Source organism: Chitinophaga sp. GbtcB8, from assembly GCF_019091455.1.
Lineage (GTDB): Bacteria > Bacteroidota > Bacteroidia > Chitinophagales > Chitinophagaceae > Chitinophaga.
This window is the reverse complement of sequence record NZ_JAGXJN010000004.1, coordinates 272,345-286,728: the sequence shown is the minus strand read 5'-3', so window position 1 is coordinate 286,728 and position 14,384 is coordinate 272,345. Positions and strand designations below refer to the sequence as shown.

Here is a 14,384-nt window from a genome sequence, read left to right as displayed (position 1 = left end):
ATGCCACAAACCCGTTTTGTGCTGCAAAAAGCCCTGCAACTGAACCTGAAACCCATTGCAGTAATTATTAAGGTAGATATACCTAACTGCCGCCCGGATGAAGTACACGATACTGTATTTGATCTGTTCTTTAACCTGGATGCAACGGAAGAGCAGCTGAACTTTCCCACCTTCTACGGTTCTGGTAAGAACGGCTGGTTTAATAATTCCCTGACCCAATCTGATGATATTACCCCGCTGCTGGATGGTATCCTGGAATATGTTCCGGAACCTAAAATAGGCGAAGGCACCCTGCAGCTGCAGATCACCTCCCTGGATTATTCTTCCTTCCTGGGCCGTATTGCCGTAGGTAAAGTAACCCGCGGTACCATTAAGGAAAACCAGCCCATTTCACTGGTGCAGGCAGATGGTATTAAAAAGACCCGCGTACGTGAGCTGTACATCTTTGAATCCCTGGGTAAGAAGAAAGTAACAGAAGTAATGCCCGGCGACATTTGTGCCGTAGTAGGTATAGAAGATTTCAACATTGGCGATACTATTGCCGATTTTGAAAATCCGGAAGCATTACCGGTGATCAGCGTGGACGAGCCTACCATGAACATGCAGTTTGGTATTAACAACTCACCTCTTTTTGGTAAGGATGGTAAGTTTGTAACCAGCCGCCACCTGCGCGACCGTTTAATGAAAGAAACAGAAAAGAACCTGGCCCTGCGGGTTGAGGATACAGACAGTGCAGATACCTTTATGGTATTTGGCCGCGGTATCCTGCACTTAGGGGTATTAATAGAAACCATGCGCCGTGAAGGTTATGAGCTTACTGTGGGCCAGCCCAAAGTAATTGTGAAAACCATCGACGGTAAAAAGCATGAGCCGTATGAAACCCTGGTGGTAGACGTTCCGCAGGAGTTTGCCAGTAAGGTAATTGACCTGGTAACCCGCCGTAAAGGTGAGATGCTGATCATGGAAACCAAAGGCGACATGCAGCACCTGGAATTTGAAATTCCTTCCCGTGGTTTGATAGGCTTACGTACCCAGATGCTGACCGCTACTGCAGGTGAAGCTGTAATGGCGCACCGCTTTAACGATTATAAACCCTGGAAAGGCGCTATCCCCGGCCGTAATAACGGTGTATTGATTGCCAAGGAAGCCGGTTCTACTACCGCTTATTCCCTGGATAAACTACAGGACCGTGGCTTTTTCTTCGTAGATCCGGGAGAGGAAGTATACAAAGGCATGATCATTGGCGAAAACAACAAACCCGGCGACCTGGTAGTAAACCCGAATGAAGGTAAAAAGCTTACCAACATGCGCGCCAGCGGTACGGACGGTGCTGCCAGCATTGCCCCCAAAACGCTGATGACACTGGAAGAGTGTATGGAATACATTCAGCATGATGAGTGTATAGAAGTAACGCCCAACATTATCCGTATGCGTAAAACCATCCTGGATGAAGAAGAGCGTAAGCGCTTTCAGAAAACAATGAAAACAGAAGAAGTAGGGTAATAGCCCACTGACGATAGTGAACGGTCCACAGCCTATAGGCTGTGGACCGTTTTCATTTTGCAGGTATCACCAGGTAAGCCCTCGTCAGGCATTGAACCGCTTTCAGGCGCTGATATTTCACCGCGCACTATGCTATGGACCACGGACCATGGCCCTTTTTTCTACCTTTACCCCATGAACCAACAGCTACCCATGTTCCCGGGGGAGCCATCCTCCCACCAGGTTCCGTTGAAAAACGGGCTGCTGGAATATTACCCGCAATTTTTTTCTGCCAGGGAAGCAGATACTTTATTTCAGGAACTAACACAGGGTATCCACTGGAAACAGGAGTCCATGAAAATGTATGGCAAAACCGTACTGTTTCCCCGCCTCATGGCCTGGCACGGGGATGCGGGCAGTGCCTATGCCTTTTCCGGTACCACTTATGTACCGGAGCCCTGGATCCCGGCGCTGCTGCAGATCAAAGAAAAAATAGAGCCGCCGGCCGGCGTGCATTTTAACAGCGTGCTGTTAAACCTGTACCGTAATGGTAAAGATGCCATGGGCTGGCATGCGGATGATGAGCCGGAGCTGGGCGACAACCCGGTAATTGCATCGGTAAACTTTGGAGCTGCCCGCCGTTTTATGTTACGGTATAAGCAGGATCATACCCTGAAATATGAGCTGGAGCTGCAGCACGGCTCCCTGTTGCTGATGAAGGGAACGCTGCAGCATTACTGGCAGCACCAGGTACCCAAAACGGCGCGGCCACTTCCGTCCCGGATAAATCTTACCTTTCGTTTAATTAATCCCTGAACGCAAATACCCTGCAATGCGCACACGTATCTTCAGATCAGTAACAAAACCATATTCCTATGCAACACCCCATTTTACTGGTCGGTAACGACATCAACAACATTTCCCGGGGGCAGAGCTGGAAAGACCTGCTGCAGGAGATCCTTACCTTTTGCGGAACTAATTGCGTACAGCTGGATGATAAAAAACCCTTCCCGCTATTGTATGAAGAGATCTTCCTTACTGCCATTCAGCAGTCACACATCCGGGAGCGTGACCTGAAAGGATTTATTGCCAAAAAGATCGGCGATATTACCCCCAATGAGCTGCATGCCCGTATACGTGAGCTGGAGCCTGCGCATGTGCTTACTACCAATTACGAATATACGCTGGAAGGCAGCACGCCGGAACGGCACAGCAGCCTGATAAAGGAGCGCACCTTCAGCATTTTCCGCAAGTACACGCTGCATAATACAGAGTATTGGCATATACACGGCGATTGTTTAAACCCCATGAGCATTAACCTGGGTTTTGAACATTACGGCGGGCAGCTGCAGCAAATGCGTAACTACGTGGTATCCGGCACTACCTACAGCAGCCCGCAGGCGCCACGGCTGCCGCTGTTACAGCGTTTGAAGCATGGCCCGGTAAGCACCTATTCCTGGCTGGACCTGTTCTTTACAAAGGATATACATATCCTGGGACTGTCATTGGATTTTGTGGAAACGGACCTGTGGTGGCTGCTCACTTACCGCGCCCGGCAAAAGTTCCAGCGTAATACCATACCGGTGCATAATAAGCTGTACTACTACATTCCATCGGAGTTTGAAAAGGCCGCTGCCTTTAAGCTGGATATGCTGAAAGCCAATGATGTGCAGATCGTATCCATCAGCGCGGCTAATAAAACAGCATATTATGTGGAAGTGCTGAAGCGTATTAAGCAGTTGTAGGTTAGTTCATGGTCGATGGTCCATTGCATTATGTTATAGTTCATAATACAGAACGGACTATAGGGAAAACTATAAACCCCGTATAACCAGTTACCACGCTAAAGGCAATGGTCCATGGACCATTGACCATGAACCCTCGCTCCACAGACTGTGGACCAATTTTTGTACCTTCCACCACACCAAAAACCTGTCTGTATGCTTACAAAACTGATCCTTTCCGCAACAGTAGTGTTATTAGCAAATACCTGTAATAACAAAACCGCCACGGAGAAAGAGCAACAGGATACTACTGTAACCGCCGCACCTGCACCGCCCGCTGCTGATAAACCGGATCCCTGGTCTTTCATTCAGAAAAAAAGATGGAACCTTATACAGCTGGATGGCACCACCCTGGAGCAATCCGGCATATGGCTGGAATTTGATACGGCGCAAAAACGCTTTTCCGGCAACGGCGGCTGTAACCGGGTAGGCGGTAATTATGATGCTGATAACCAGCAGATCAAATTTAACCAGGTAATAAGCACCCGCATGGCTTGTGTTGACCAGGCAGCCAATGAAAGAGAAAGCAGCTTCCTGCGCCTCATCAGCGATCATACTTACACTTTTGACATTGCAGATCAAACACTGAACCTGTATGACAGTGGCAAGGTGGTGCTGATGTTTGGAATGACAGATAAACCGGTGGCTACAGACCGCCAATAACACTCCTTATGTTACAGCAAGATGCACAGGCATATAAACAGCTACTGGAAGCGGGTAATACCATTGCCGTTATAGAACAATACTATGATGATAACATTTACCAGCAGGAAAATGATGAAGAAACCATCCGCGGTAAACAGCGCCTCCTAAGCCTGGAGCAGCAAAGCCTGGAAAAGATAGATCAGCTGGTGATACGCGTGCCCACACTGGTGGTGGATGAGGAGCAGCAAATAGTGATGGGGGAAATGATGATCACTTTTTATCATAAAACAGAAGGCCTGAAGTTTTTAAAGGAAGCTTTTCTGCAGCATTGGGAAAATGGGAAGATCGTAAAACAGCAGTTCTATTATCGCGCTATCCGTGGCGCAGCGGGGCCGGGCAACAACTCTAAACAAGCGAAAGATCCATCATAAAAAAAATGTAAAAGTAAATGCAGCCCGGATGCTGGGGGTTAACAATAGCTGCATGCTACTTTTACATTTTAAATACACTCAGGGGCGCAAAGCCTCTGCCAGCGTGGCTGCAATAGCATACTGCACGTAGGCTATGTTAGAGGTTTGCTCTTTTACCTGTACAGTAACCGGTAGCTTACCCTGCACATCGCCGGGCACTTTTACAATAAGCCGCTGCGGCGTAGCGCTTACCACACTGGCATCTTTAACGCCAATGATCACCTTGTTTTCAGCCGCTTTGCGGCTAAAACCCTTGCCACTAATGGCTAAAAAGGTGCTGGTGCTGCCATGGGGGATCACCGTAACGGATATATTACTAACGGCCTGGGTGTTAACATCGCAGCTGCACAACCAGCACATACAAGCGGCCATAAGGGCCAGCATCACTACTTTACCTTTCATAATCACAGATTTTTTTATTGGGGTTATCTAAAACGGATGCAAAGCTACGGCAATGTAACGAATTGATAATGCGTATTATTACTGAAGTTTGTTAAATACGTACTACTACCTGCAAAACAAAGGCCCACCGCGCAACCGGTGGGCCTTTGTTTCAGCGGATCTGTTATTTTTTTATTTCATGAGCTTTAGCTCGCTGATAATGTTGGAAGCCCCGCCCAGCTTATCAATACACCACAGCACATAACGGATGTCCACGCAAATGGTGCGGTTATATACCTGGTCAAACTGTATCTTATGGCTCAGCGCTTCATAGTTGCCGTCAAAAGCCAGGCCTATCAGCTCACCGCTGGCATTCAGCACCGGTGAGCCGGAGTTGCCGCCGGTAATATCGTTGGTGGTAATAAAGCATACTACCATATCATTCCGCTTCTGGTCTTTGTAGGGGCCGAAATCCTTTTGCTTGTACAGGTCCATGTATTTTTCCGGCAGATCAAATTCATAATCGCCGGGTTTATATTTTTCCAGCACTCCTTTCATGGTGCATACGTAATTGTAATTAATAGCATCCCGCGGGCTGTAAGGCTTTACCTGTCCGTAAGTGAGGCGCATGGTAAAGTTGGCGTCCGGGTACCATTTTTTGGCCGGCTGCATTTCCATTACACCCTTCAGGTACAGGCGGCCCAGGTCGCCGTTCTTCAGCATAAACTGGTTATACAGTGGCAGGTAGCGGGAAGCGTAGTTTTTGGTGAATGCGCCGGCGTAGGCAAAGGCCGGGTCTGTTTGCAGGGTGGCGGCATCCGGGTGGGCTATAAAATCCGCCCACTTATCATCATTCATAATAATGCTGCTCTTCATCAGCGCAGCAGCCCACATGCGGTAGGTATTATCATCATCCAGGCTGCCGAATTTTGCTTTTATCGCATCATAAAGCCCAATGGGGTGCTGTGCCTGCGGAATATCGGTGTAAAACTTATGACATACTGCGGCCATAATCTGCTGATCGCTGCGTTTGTCCTCATCTTCCAGGAAAGCATGGCGGGCCTTATCTGCCGCCTGCAAACTTTTCTGTAACATTTCCGGCTGTATGTCGGGCTGCGTAAGCAATCGTTCCACACCCTGCAGGCTGGCCGCAAAGGCCGTTAGGCGCGAGCCTAAAATGCCTTCGTTTATATATATACGGTGTTTGGTATAAGGCGCCCACTCTTTGTAGGCATTGGCATAGTCGCTGAACAGGTTCTGGTATTGCGGTTTATCGTGTGCCCATTCCTGGAAGGCTGCTTCCTCTGCCTGCTTATCTTCCAGCACATGGTGTTTTAGCAGCTGTTTGGTTTCCCCGTCGTAAAACTTCCAGTAATTGGCAATGCCGGCGTAGGAAGCTGCCATTTTCAATTTAATGGCCGGGTCTTTTTTCATTTGCTCAAACATATATTTGAGCCGTATATCACGCAGGCCTACAATAGCCGGATTTTCTACTGCTGTTTTCAGCTGTACGCCGTAGGAGGTTTCGTAGCGGTTGGTACCGCCGGGGTAACCGAATACCATGGCGTAATCATTTTCCTTTACGCCTTTAATGGATACCGGTAAAAAGTACTTAGGTTTCAGCGGCACATTATCGGCCGCATATTCTGCAGGGGCGCCGTTTTTATCCGTATACACGCGGAATACGGAGAAATCGCCGGTATGGCGGGGCCATTCCCAGTTGTCGGTATCGCCGCCATACTTACCCACGCTTTCCGGCGGGGCGGCCACCAGCCGTATATCTTTATAGCGCTGGTATATGAACAGCAGGTACTGGTTGCCTTTGAACATGGGCACCACTTTAGCTTCATAGCCGGTGCCGCTGGTAGCGGCATTTACAATGTTATTGAACAGGCGTTGTTGCCGTTGCTGCCGTTCTTCACCATCCAGGTTTTGCAGGGTATCGGTCACCTGCCTGGTAACATCTTCCACTTTTACCAGGAACTGTGCGGATAGTTTGCCGGCAGGGATCTCTTCCTCTTTGTTATGGGCGTAAAACCCGTTCTTCAGGTAATTATGCGCCATGGAGCTGGCATTGGCAATCGCGTCGTACCCGCAGTGGTGGTTGGTGAATATAAGCCCCTGGCTGCTTACTATCTCCCCGGTACAGCCCCCGCCGAAAATAATGATGGCATCTTTCAGGGAGGCTTTATTAATGCTGTATAATTGCTCTTTGGTCAGTTTCAGCCCTTTCTTCACCATATCCGCGTACACCTGCTGTCCTAGTAAATAGGGTAGCCACATCCCCTCATCTGCCCTGGCGTTTTGCATGGCCAGCAGCAGGGTCAAAACCAATAAGGCTCTCTTCATAAAACGTCCGTAATTTTAAAACAGGCTTCAAACCTACCTTTTTTTTTGATAATACAATATACGTAGCGGGCTGCTCCAAAAAGTGGAACGCCTTTTGATAAGGGGAAAATTGTCCGGCCTGGTGGCCGGATTGTACTGTTTGTATATCGTTGAAATGGGGGATGCCCGCAAAACCACTAACCTGAAAATGAATAAGTTACTGATAGGATGTATGCTGATAGCCTTGCTGGCCTGCCGGGAAAACAGCGCCCAGCAGGAAAAGAAGGAGGAAATGAAGGAGGGCATTGAAAAAATAGGGAATGATATAAAGGAAACAGCCCATGCAGCCGCTGATTACCTGGAAGAACAAAAGAAAAAGGCGGCAGACGACCTGGAAGAGCGCAAAAAGGAAATTGATGAGAAAATGGCCACACTGAAAAGCGACAGCACCAGCCGGGGTGCCGAGGCGCGTAAAAAACTGAACGGTTTGCGGAATGATATCAACAGCAAGCTGCATGACCTGAAAAATGCAAGCGCTGAAACATGGGACAGTACCCAGCTTAAAATTGATACTTTGCTGAAAAAATCAGATAAGGAGTGGACTAATTTTAAACAGGACTTTAAGGACCTGTTCCAGTAAAATTACGGCGTCATAAAATAGTTTTATAACTTTACCGGGATCAAATTTTTGCGCTTGTTACTGATTAATCATCAACATATACAGCCGGAGGCAGGTTGCGACGAAGCAGGCCGGGGATGCCTTGCGGGGCCTGTATTTGCAGCGGCTGTAATACTGCCCTTGCGCTTCAGGCACCCATTGTTGAATGATTCCAAGCAGCTAAAACCGGCAGAACGTGATCAGCTGCGTTATGTGATAGAAAAGGAAGCCGAGTTTTATGCCGTAGCAAGTGTAGATAATATAGAAATAGACAGGATCAACATACTGCAGGCCTCTTTTAAGGCCATGCACCTGGCATTGGAACAATTGTCCCAACAGCCGGGATTTATTCTGGTAGATGGAAACCGCTTTGTACCCTATGGACAGGTACCGCACGCATGTATTATACAGGGCGATGGAATTTATGCTTCCATTGCTGCGGCCTCCATACTGGCTAAAACCTACCGCGATGAGTATATGCAGCAATTGCATGCACAGTACCCGCATTTTGGATGGAATGATAACAAAGGCTATCCAACCCTGCATCATCGTAAAGCCATCCGGGAACATGGTGAAACTCCCTACCACCGTAAATCATTCAGGTTATTGCCGGAGGAGCTGGAAGTAAATGAAGATCTGTGATGGAGTAATAATATTATTGTTTTACCCTGTATTTGGGAGATGAGTAGACTATGTTAAAGCAGACACAACAGCAAAAGCTATTACAAAAACTTTCACCCCAGCAAATTCAGCTCATGAAATTGCTGCAGGTGCCTACTGCCAACCTGGATGAACGCATCAAGGAGGAGCTGGAGGAAAATCCTGCACTGGAATACGGGGAAGAAGAAGGTCATGAAGATGATCCTGCAAAGGAGATACAGGAAGAGCTGGCGCCCGCCGCTACCGCTGAAGAAGGCGGGGAGGATGAGTTTGAGCCGGATGGCAGCGAGAATGAGTACGACAATATAGATATTTCTGAATATGTAAATGAAGGCGATGATGATATAGCAGATTACCGCCTGCGTGATGATAACTACCCCGACCCGGATGAAAATAAGACCATACCGGTACGGGTGGAAACCTCTTTTCACGAACATTTACTGAGCCAGCTGGGTATGCTGGAGCTGGACGATCACCAGCAGGGCATTGCAGAGCAGATCATTGGCAGCATTGACGATGATGGTTACCTGCGCCGCGAAATAAGCGCTATTGTGGACGATCTTTCCTTTTCCCAGAACGTTCAGACGGATGAAGAGGAAATAAGAATGCTCATTAAAAAGATCCAGGAATTTGATCCTCCCGGTGTATGCTGCGCGGACCTGAAAGAATGCCTGCTGCTGCAGCTGAAACGCAAACCGCAGGACGATGACGGGGTACAAACCGCCTACCAGATCCTGGAAGGCTACTTTGACGAATTTACCAAGAAGCACTACGAAAAGATACAGAAGGGCCTGAACCTGACAGATGAAGGGCTGAAAGAAGCCATTAACCAGATCATACGCCTTACCCCCAAACCCGGTGGTAACTATGCCACGGTAAATAAGGCGGAAAGCTACGTGGTGCCCGACTTCTTTATATTCAATAATAATGGCAAGCTGGAGCTTACACTGAACTCCAAGAACGCACCGGACCTGCGTATATCCGAAGGTTACCGGGAAATGCTGAAGGAGTATGACCGGGGCGATAAAAAAGACCGCCGGCAGAAAGAAGCGGTACTGTTCATCAAACAAAAGATAGATGCCGCCAAATGGTGTATAGATGCCATTAAACAGCGGCAGCATACCCTGCTCTCTACCATGGAAAGCATTATGGATTATCAGCGGGAGTTTTTTATGACCGGGGATGAAACCACCATGAAGCCCATGATCCTGAAGGATATTGCAGATATTACCCAGCTGGATATATCTACCGTAAGCCGGGTGGCCAACAGTAAATATGTGCAAACGGAGTTTGGTACCTTTAAGCTCAAGTTCTTCTTTAGCGAATCCTTATCTACCGACAGCGGGGAAGAAGTATCAACCCGCGAGGTAAAGAAAATACTCTCTGACCTTATTGAAGGGGAAAACAAGCGCAAACCGCTGAGCGACGAGAACCTTACTAAAATGCTGCAGGATAAAGGGTATAACATTGCCCGCCGTACCGTAGCCAAATACCGGGAACAGCTGAATATTCCGGTAGCCCGGTTAAGAAAAGAACTTTAAAACAAGTGAAAGGTGAAGAAGTCTTCACCTTTTACAGTTATACACCATAGATCAAATGAATAAAGAATCTGCCCTGCATGTGAGTGAAAGCAAACCCGAATGGCCGGTATTCCCGGCAGCCATGCGGGCCGTGGCACAGGTGCTCTCCTATATCCTGCATCCCTTATTTATACCTACCCTTGTTACCTTTTTCATCGTACAGGCATTACCGGAATATTTTGTTACGTTCAAGCAATACAGCATACGTTTTCCGTACGATAAGCTGTATTTCCGGGTGATCAGCATCAGCCTGTTCTTTCCGTTGCTGACCGTGCTGCTTTCCCGCGCGCTGCATTTTGTGGATTCTTTTTACCTGCGCTCCCAGCGCGACCGTATTATACCCTACATAGCCAGCATTATTTATTATTTCTGGGCCTTTTATACGTTTGTCCGGGAAGGGGTGGCGCCTTCTTTTTTCAATGCCTTTTTCCTGGGTATATTCCTGGCCGTTATAGCGGCTTTCATCTGTAATATCTTTGTTAAGATCAGTATGCACACCCTGGGCTGGGGCGGTGTTATTGGCTTTTTGCTGGCTATTATGGTCGGGATGGATATAAATGTTACCATTCCGCTGGTGATCACCTTTTTTATAGCCGGCCTGGTAGCTACGGCCCGCCTGGTGCTGGCCGCCCATAGCCCGGCAGAGATCTATGCCGGTTTCTTTGTAGGGATCCTTGCACAATTCCTTGCCTATTCTATTCTCGGGTAAAAATCAATTTTAAACAGATTTTTTCACTGCGCATATTCAATGCGCGCAGGCATTGCATCTTTGTATGGCAATTGAGCGCGGACAGTATGAGGAGGAGAATGAAACGATTGCTACTGTATTTAGTATTTCATTTGAAATGCTAAATTTTTTAGGAAAATTGAAAATTAGATCATAACTTAGCACACCATTAAATTTGTAAAAAAACACTTACTATATGTCTACAGCCAATGCAGAAAAATTGAAGGCGCTCCGCCTCACCATGGACAAGATCGAGAAAGATTTTGGTAAAGGATCAGTGATGATGATGGGTGAGAAAGGTGTAGTACCAATGGAGGTGATATCTACCGGCTCCCTGGGTCTGGATATTGCCCTGGGTATAGGCGGCCTTCCCAAAGGCAGGATCATAGAAATATACGGTCCGGAATCTTCCGGTAAAACAACCATTGCCATACATACTATTGCAGAAGCCCAGAAAAAGGGTGGCATCTGCGCCATTATAGATGCGGAACACGCATTTGACAGCTCTTACGCACAAAGACTGGGGGTAGATGTGGATTCCCTGCTGATCTCCCAGCCGGACCATGGTGAGCAGGCCCTGGAAATTGCGGACCGCCTGATCTTATCCGGCGCAGTAGATGTGGTGGTAATTGACTCCGTGGCAGCCCTGGTACCCAAAGGGGAGCTGGAAGGTGAAATGGGCGAAAGCAAAATGGGCTTACAGGCCCGCTTAATGTCCCAGGCCCTGCGTAAGCTGACCGCCACTATTTCCAAAACCAACTGCTGCTGCATATTCATTAACCAGCTGCGTGAAAAAATAGGCGTAATGTTCGGCAACCCCGAAACCACTACCGGTGGTAACGCCCTGAAGTTCTATGCTTCTGTGCGCCTGGATATCCGCCGTATGACGCAAATAAAGGATGGAGATACCGCCATCGGTAACCGCGTGAAAGTAAAGGTGGTAAAGAACAAAGTAGCGCCGCCCTTCCGTCAGGCAGAATTTGACATTGTTTTCGGGGAAGGGATCTCCAAAGCAGGTGAGCTGATTGACATGGGCGTGGAATATGGCGTAATACAGAAAAGCGGTAGCTGGTTCAGCTACGAAGGTAATAAGCTGGGTCAGGGCCGCGATGCTGTAAAACAGCTGCTGCTGGATAACCCGGAAGTTGCCGCCGAAGTAGAAGTAAAGATCAAAGCCAAACTTGCAGAATTGCAACAATAATATTTAAGCGTGAATTGCTTTAATAGCAGCTCGTAACTAAGGTATTTTAACAGATTAATATTGTATTAAAAGCTTGTTTTAGTTTTAGTTATAAGCATTGGGTTAGTTAGTAATTAATCATCCCTGCCCATTTCTGGGCGGGGAATTTTTTTTCAAAAAACCACTACCCGCAGCCACCTTCAACCCCACACTTCAAATCCGCTCAAATCAGCCACACTGCGCTATTTCGGCAGTGTGTAACATCGTAAAATATATATGGGATTACACTATAATTTATGAGCTTAATTTTTTATATTAGAATACGGTGTATTACCTGTTAGCCGATGAACATTTGCTTCTGGAACCTCAATAACCAGGATTTGACGGATTTGCTGTATGATCTGGTAGAAGAACAAAATATTGATCTCCTATTTCTGGCTGAATGCAACCTGAAACCGGGCGACGTACTACGTAAATTAAACCGCAGCAACAATGCCTTTTATTTTTGCGCGGGCATTAACTGTGATAAGATCCAGATCTATACAAGGTTTAAAGACTCTTTGCTGGGATTATTATCAGAAACAAGACGTATAACCGCCAGAGATTTATATTCGCCCGTTTTGAACAATAGCATAACTTTGTTGTGTTTACACCTGCCAAGTAAAGTGAACTGGACGGGGGACGATCAGGCGGCATATTTGCTGGGTGTAAAATCCTTTATTGATAGTGTAGAAAGTTTGGTTGGACATAAGCGTACAGTCGTGTTTGGCGATTTTAATATGCACCCCTTTGAACATGGATTGGTGCAGAATACGGGTTTTCATACCACGATGGAAAAAGCGATCGCAAAACGGCTGTCGAGAAAAGTGGATGGGATCGATTATGATTTCTTTTATAACCCGATGTGGAGTTTTCTGGGAGATCTCGGAAGGGGGGAAGTATCGGGAACGCATTACTATAGTCCGGCAAAACCGATCAGCTATCATTGGAATTTGTTTGACCAGGTGATCATGCGGCCTGAGCTGATTGATTACTTTGATGATGACTATTTAGATATTATAACGGCAATAAAGGGAACCCGCCTTTTAACAAAAGCTGGTATCATTGATGCGAAACATTTTTCGGATCACCTGCCGATTAAATTTTCTTATAAACTTTAAAACATTTTCAATATGCGTGAAGCTGCTCCCAATCTATGGCCGGAGGACATTTTGGAAAAAAAGATCACACTGCCTAAGGCACTCTTGCTGGACCAGGCAAACTATCTGTCAAAAATGAGTAACAACATTCTGACAGTTGAAATAAAAACATCTCCTGCGCTGATGAGCAATGATGGCAAAGAGGCGCTTACAACAAACGGATTGCGGCACGAGTTCATTATAAAAGTTCCGGCACTGGGTAATTACCAGTTCCCTTTATTGTGGATCATACATGGCAGCTTACAGGTTTACCCCTTTCAACTTTATTCTATACTGGAAGAAACCTTCTATGAAATTTCAGATGAAGAGCACTTTAAAAGCGTATTGGCAAGGGTGTTTTCTTTTGAGAAAACCAGGAATGCCATCAGCTATATTATGTCGCAGGTGTAATTAACCCTTTTCATTGCCGGCTACGGGTTTCATATCTTTCCAGGCCCACAGGTAGCGGCTGGCATAAGTGCGGTAAGGGCTCCATTTGGCGGATATTTGTAATAAGCGCTGGCGTAGCGCCTTCTTATCTGAAGTATCCAGGCGGTATAACTTTATCATGCTTTGCTGCAGCCCAAGGTCATCCACTGCAAACACATCTTCCCGCCCCAGGTAAAACATTAACAGCATCTCCACGGTCCAGCGGCCTACTCCTTTTATCTGTGTTAAATAAGCAAGCACGTCTTCATTACTCATCTGCTGCAGTTTCTTATCTGTAAGCTTTTCGTCTACGGTAAAGCGGGCTACATTATGCACGTAGCTTACTTTGGCATTGCTAAGCCCTATGCTGCGCAGTGTAGCCGCGGGGGTATCCAGCACCTGTTGCGGCGTAGGTTCCTTACCACCGTACAGCGCCAGGAAACGGTTATAGATCACTGTAGCTACTTTGGTGGAAAGCTGCTGGCTCATGATAGAGGCAATGAGGCGAAGGGCTATATTTTTTCGTACAGGCACTGCCGGTAGCAGCTCCGTCATAATAGTGAGCAGCTTTTTATCTTTACTGAGGTGGGGATGGTATAAAGCATTCACATCCTGCAAAGGAGGAGCTGGAATGGCAGATGGTGCTGCGGGTGCAGTTTTTGGAGCCGAAGGCACTTTGGATTTAGACACCTTTGATGCAGCTGCCTTAGTCGAAGCAGTCTTGCTGGTGGCTGCTTTGGGAGCAATGCTTTTTACAGCGCCTTTTGCAGGTGAACCCTTTGAGGTGGATGATTTGGCTGTAACTTTAGCTTTAGGCATACTTTTAATTTTGATGTTAGAAGTATGATGTAAGAAATATGACATTGATGCGAAGACAGGCCT

At 47.1% G+C, this 14,384-nt stretch carries 15 protein-coding genes; 12 read left to right on the top strand and 3 right to left on the bottom strand.

Going from position 1 to position 14,384, the window contains the following annotated elements:
• The 5 genes from KVT36_RS07710 to KVT36_RS07690 form a co-directional block, all read left to right on the top strand.
• A partial coding sequence (locus KVT36_RS07710; RefSeq protein WP_217602899.1) for an EF-Tu/IF-2/RF-3 family GTPase occupies positions 1 to 1,503 on the top strand: 1,503 nt, incomplete at its 5' end.
• 174 nt (positions 1,504 to 1,677) lie between these two features.
• A complete protein-coding gene (locus KVT36_RS07705) occupies positions 1,678 to 2,298 on the top strand; it encodes an alpha-ketoglutarate-dependent dioxygenase AlkB (protein ID WP_217602898.1) in 621 nt (206 codons plus the stop codon).
• Positions 2,299 to 2,357: 59 nt separating this feature from the next.
• The gene (locus tag KVT36_RS07700) at positions 2,358 to 3,227 is read left to right on the top strand and encodes a hypothetical protein (protein WP_217602897.1); all 870 of its coding nucleotides are present in this window, start codon (positions 2,358 to 2,360) and stop codon (positions 3,225 to 3,227) included.
• 195 nt (positions 3,228 to 3,422) lie between these two features.
• Positions 3,423 to 3,929: an META domain-containing protein gene (locus KVT36_RS07695; protein WP_217602896.1), complete on the top strand. Its 507-nt coding sequence runs from the start codon at positions 3,423 to 3,425 to the stop codon at positions 3,927 to 3,929.
• A gap of 8 nt (positions 3,930 to 3,937) precedes the next feature.
• Positions 3,938 to 4,342, top strand: coding sequence for a nuclear transport factor 2 family protein (locus KVT36_RS07690; RefSeq protein WP_217602895.1), 405 nt, complete (start codon positions 3,938 to 3,940; stop codon positions 4,340 to 4,342).
• 78 nt (positions 4,343 to 4,420) lie between these two features.
• Here KVT36_RS07690 and KVT36_RS07685 read toward each other — a convergent pair whose 3' ends face one another.
• Complete coding sequence (locus KVT36_RS07685) at positions 4,421 to 4,783, bottom strand: IPT/TIG domain-containing protein (RefSeq protein WP_217602894.1); 363 nt, start codon at positions 4,781 to 4,783, stop codon at positions 4,421 to 4,423.
• 171 nt (positions 4,784 to 4,954) lie between these two features.
• Positions 4,955 to 7,111 carry a S46 family peptidase gene (locus tag KVT36_RS07680; protein ID WP_217602893.1) on the bottom strand — a complete coding sequence of 719 codons (2,157 nt, stop codon included), beginning with the start codon at positions 7,109 to 7,111 and terminating at the stop codon, positions 4,955 to 4,957.
• A 94-nt stretch (positions 7,112 to 7,205) separates the two neighbouring features.
• Between KVT36_RS07680 and KVT36_RS07675 the strand changes: the two genes are divergently transcribed.
• The 7 genes from KVT36_RS07675 (at position 7,206) to KVT36_RS07645 (ending at position 13,484) form a co-directional block, all read left to right on the top strand.
• Positions 7,206 to 7,730 (top strand): hypothetical protein, encoded by a 525-nt coding sequence (locus tag KVT36_RS07675; RefSeq protein ID WP_217602892.1) that lies wholly within the window; start codon positions 7,206 to 7,208, stop codon positions 7,728 to 7,730.
• Between the two features lie 54 nt (positions 7,731 to 7,784).
• Positions 7,785 to 8,390, top strand: a complete 606-nt coding sequence (locus KVT36_RS07670) for a ribonuclease HII (RefSeq protein WP_217602891.1) — start codon at positions 7,785 to 7,787, stop codon at positions 8,388 to 8,390.
• 50 nt (positions 8,391 to 8,440) lie between these two features.
• Positions 8,441 to 9,949 carry an RNA polymerase factor sigma-54 gene (rpoN, locus tag KVT36_RS07665; RefSeq protein WP_217602890.1) on the top strand — a complete coding sequence of 503 codons (1,509 nt, stop codon included), beginning with the start codon at positions 8,441 to 8,443 and terminating at the stop codon, positions 9,947 to 9,949.
• Between the two features lie 55 nt (positions 9,950 to 10,004).
• Positions 10,005 to 10,697 (top strand): hypothetical protein, encoded by a 693-nt coding sequence (locus KVT36_RS07660; RefSeq protein WP_217602889.1) that lies wholly within the window; start codon positions 10,005 to 10,007, stop codon positions 10,695 to 10,697.
• Positions 10,698 to 10,911: 214 nt separating this feature from the next.
• A complete protein-coding gene (gene recA / locus KVT36_RS07655) occupies positions 10,912 to 11,916 on the top strand; it encodes a recombinase RecA (protein WP_217602888.1) in 1,005 nt (334 codons plus the stop codon).
• Between the two features lie 323 nt (positions 11,917 to 12,239).
• Positions 12,240 to 13,055: an endonuclease/exonuclease/phosphatase family protein gene (locus KVT36_RS07650; protein WP_217602887.1), complete on the top strand. Its 816-nt coding sequence runs from the start codon at positions 12,240 to 12,242 to the stop codon at positions 13,053 to 13,055.
• A 12-nt stretch (positions 13,056 to 13,067) separates the two neighbouring features.
• Positions 13,068 to 13,484 carry a hypothetical protein gene (locus KVT36_RS07645; RefSeq protein ID WP_089907136.1) on the top strand — a complete coding sequence of 139 codons (417 nt, stop codon included), beginning with the start codon at positions 13,068 to 13,070 and terminating at the stop codon, positions 13,482 to 13,484.
• Here KVT36_RS07645 and KVT36_RS07640 read toward each other — a convergent pair whose 3' ends face one another.
• Positions 13,485 to 14,321 carry a DNA-3-methyladenine glycosylase gene (locus KVT36_RS07640; RefSeq protein ID WP_254639889.1) on the bottom strand — a complete coding sequence of 279 codons (837 nt, stop codon included), beginning with the start codon at positions 14,319 to 14,321 and terminating at the stop codon, positions 13,485 to 13,487. It lies immediately after the preceding gene.
• Positions 14,322 to 14,384: the final 63 nt, after the last annotated feature.

Bases quoted from the DNA above. Each gene is read 5' to 3' on its own strand.
- KVT36_RS07645 (WP_089907136.1), top strand. From the start codon at position 13,068: ATGCGTGAAGCTGCTCCCAATCTATGGCCGGAGGACATTTTGGAAAAA.
- KVT36_RS07680 (WP_217602893.1), bottom strand. From the start codon at position 7,111: ATGAAGAGAGCCTTATTGGTTTTGACCCTGCTGCTGGCCATGCAAAAC.
- KVT36_RS07650 (WP_217602887.1), top strand. From the start codon at position 12,240: ATGAACATTTGCTTCTGGAACCTCAATAACCAGGATTTGACGGATTTG.
- KVT36_RS07660 (WP_217602889.1), top strand. From the start codon at position 10,005: ATGAATAAAGAATCTGCCCTGCATGTGAGTGAAAGCAAACCCGAATGG.
- KVT36_RS07700 (WP_217602897.1), top strand. From the start codon at position 2,358: ATGCAACACCCCATTTTACTGGTCGGTAACGACATCAACAACATTTCC.
- recA (WP_217602888.1), top strand. From the start codon at position 10,912: ATGTCTACAGCCAATGCAGAAAAATTGAAGGCGCTCCGCCTCACCATG.
- KVT36_RS07685 (WP_217602894.1), bottom strand. From the start codon at position 4,783: ATGAAAGGTAAAGTAGTGATGCTGGCCCTTATGGCCGCTTGTATGTGC.
- KVT36_RS07690 (WP_217602895.1), top strand. From the start codon at position 3,938: ATGTTACAGCAAGATGCACAGGCATATAAACAGCTACTGGAAGCGGGT.
- KVT36_RS07705 (WP_217602898.1), top strand. From the start codon at position 1,678: ATGAACCAACAGCTACCCATGTTCCCGGGGGAGCCATCCTCCCACCAG.
- rpoN (WP_217602890.1), top strand. From the start codon at position 8,441: ATGTTAAAGCAGACACAACAGCAAAAGCTATTACAAAAACTTTCACCC.
- KVT36_RS07695 (WP_217602896.1), top strand. From the start codon at position 3,423: ATGCTTACAAAACTGATCCTTTCCGCAACAGTAGTGTTATTAGCAAAT.
- KVT36_RS07640 (WP_254639889.1), bottom strand. From the start codon at position 14,321: ATGCCTAAAGCTAAAGTTACAGCCAAATCATCCACCTCAAAGGGTTCA.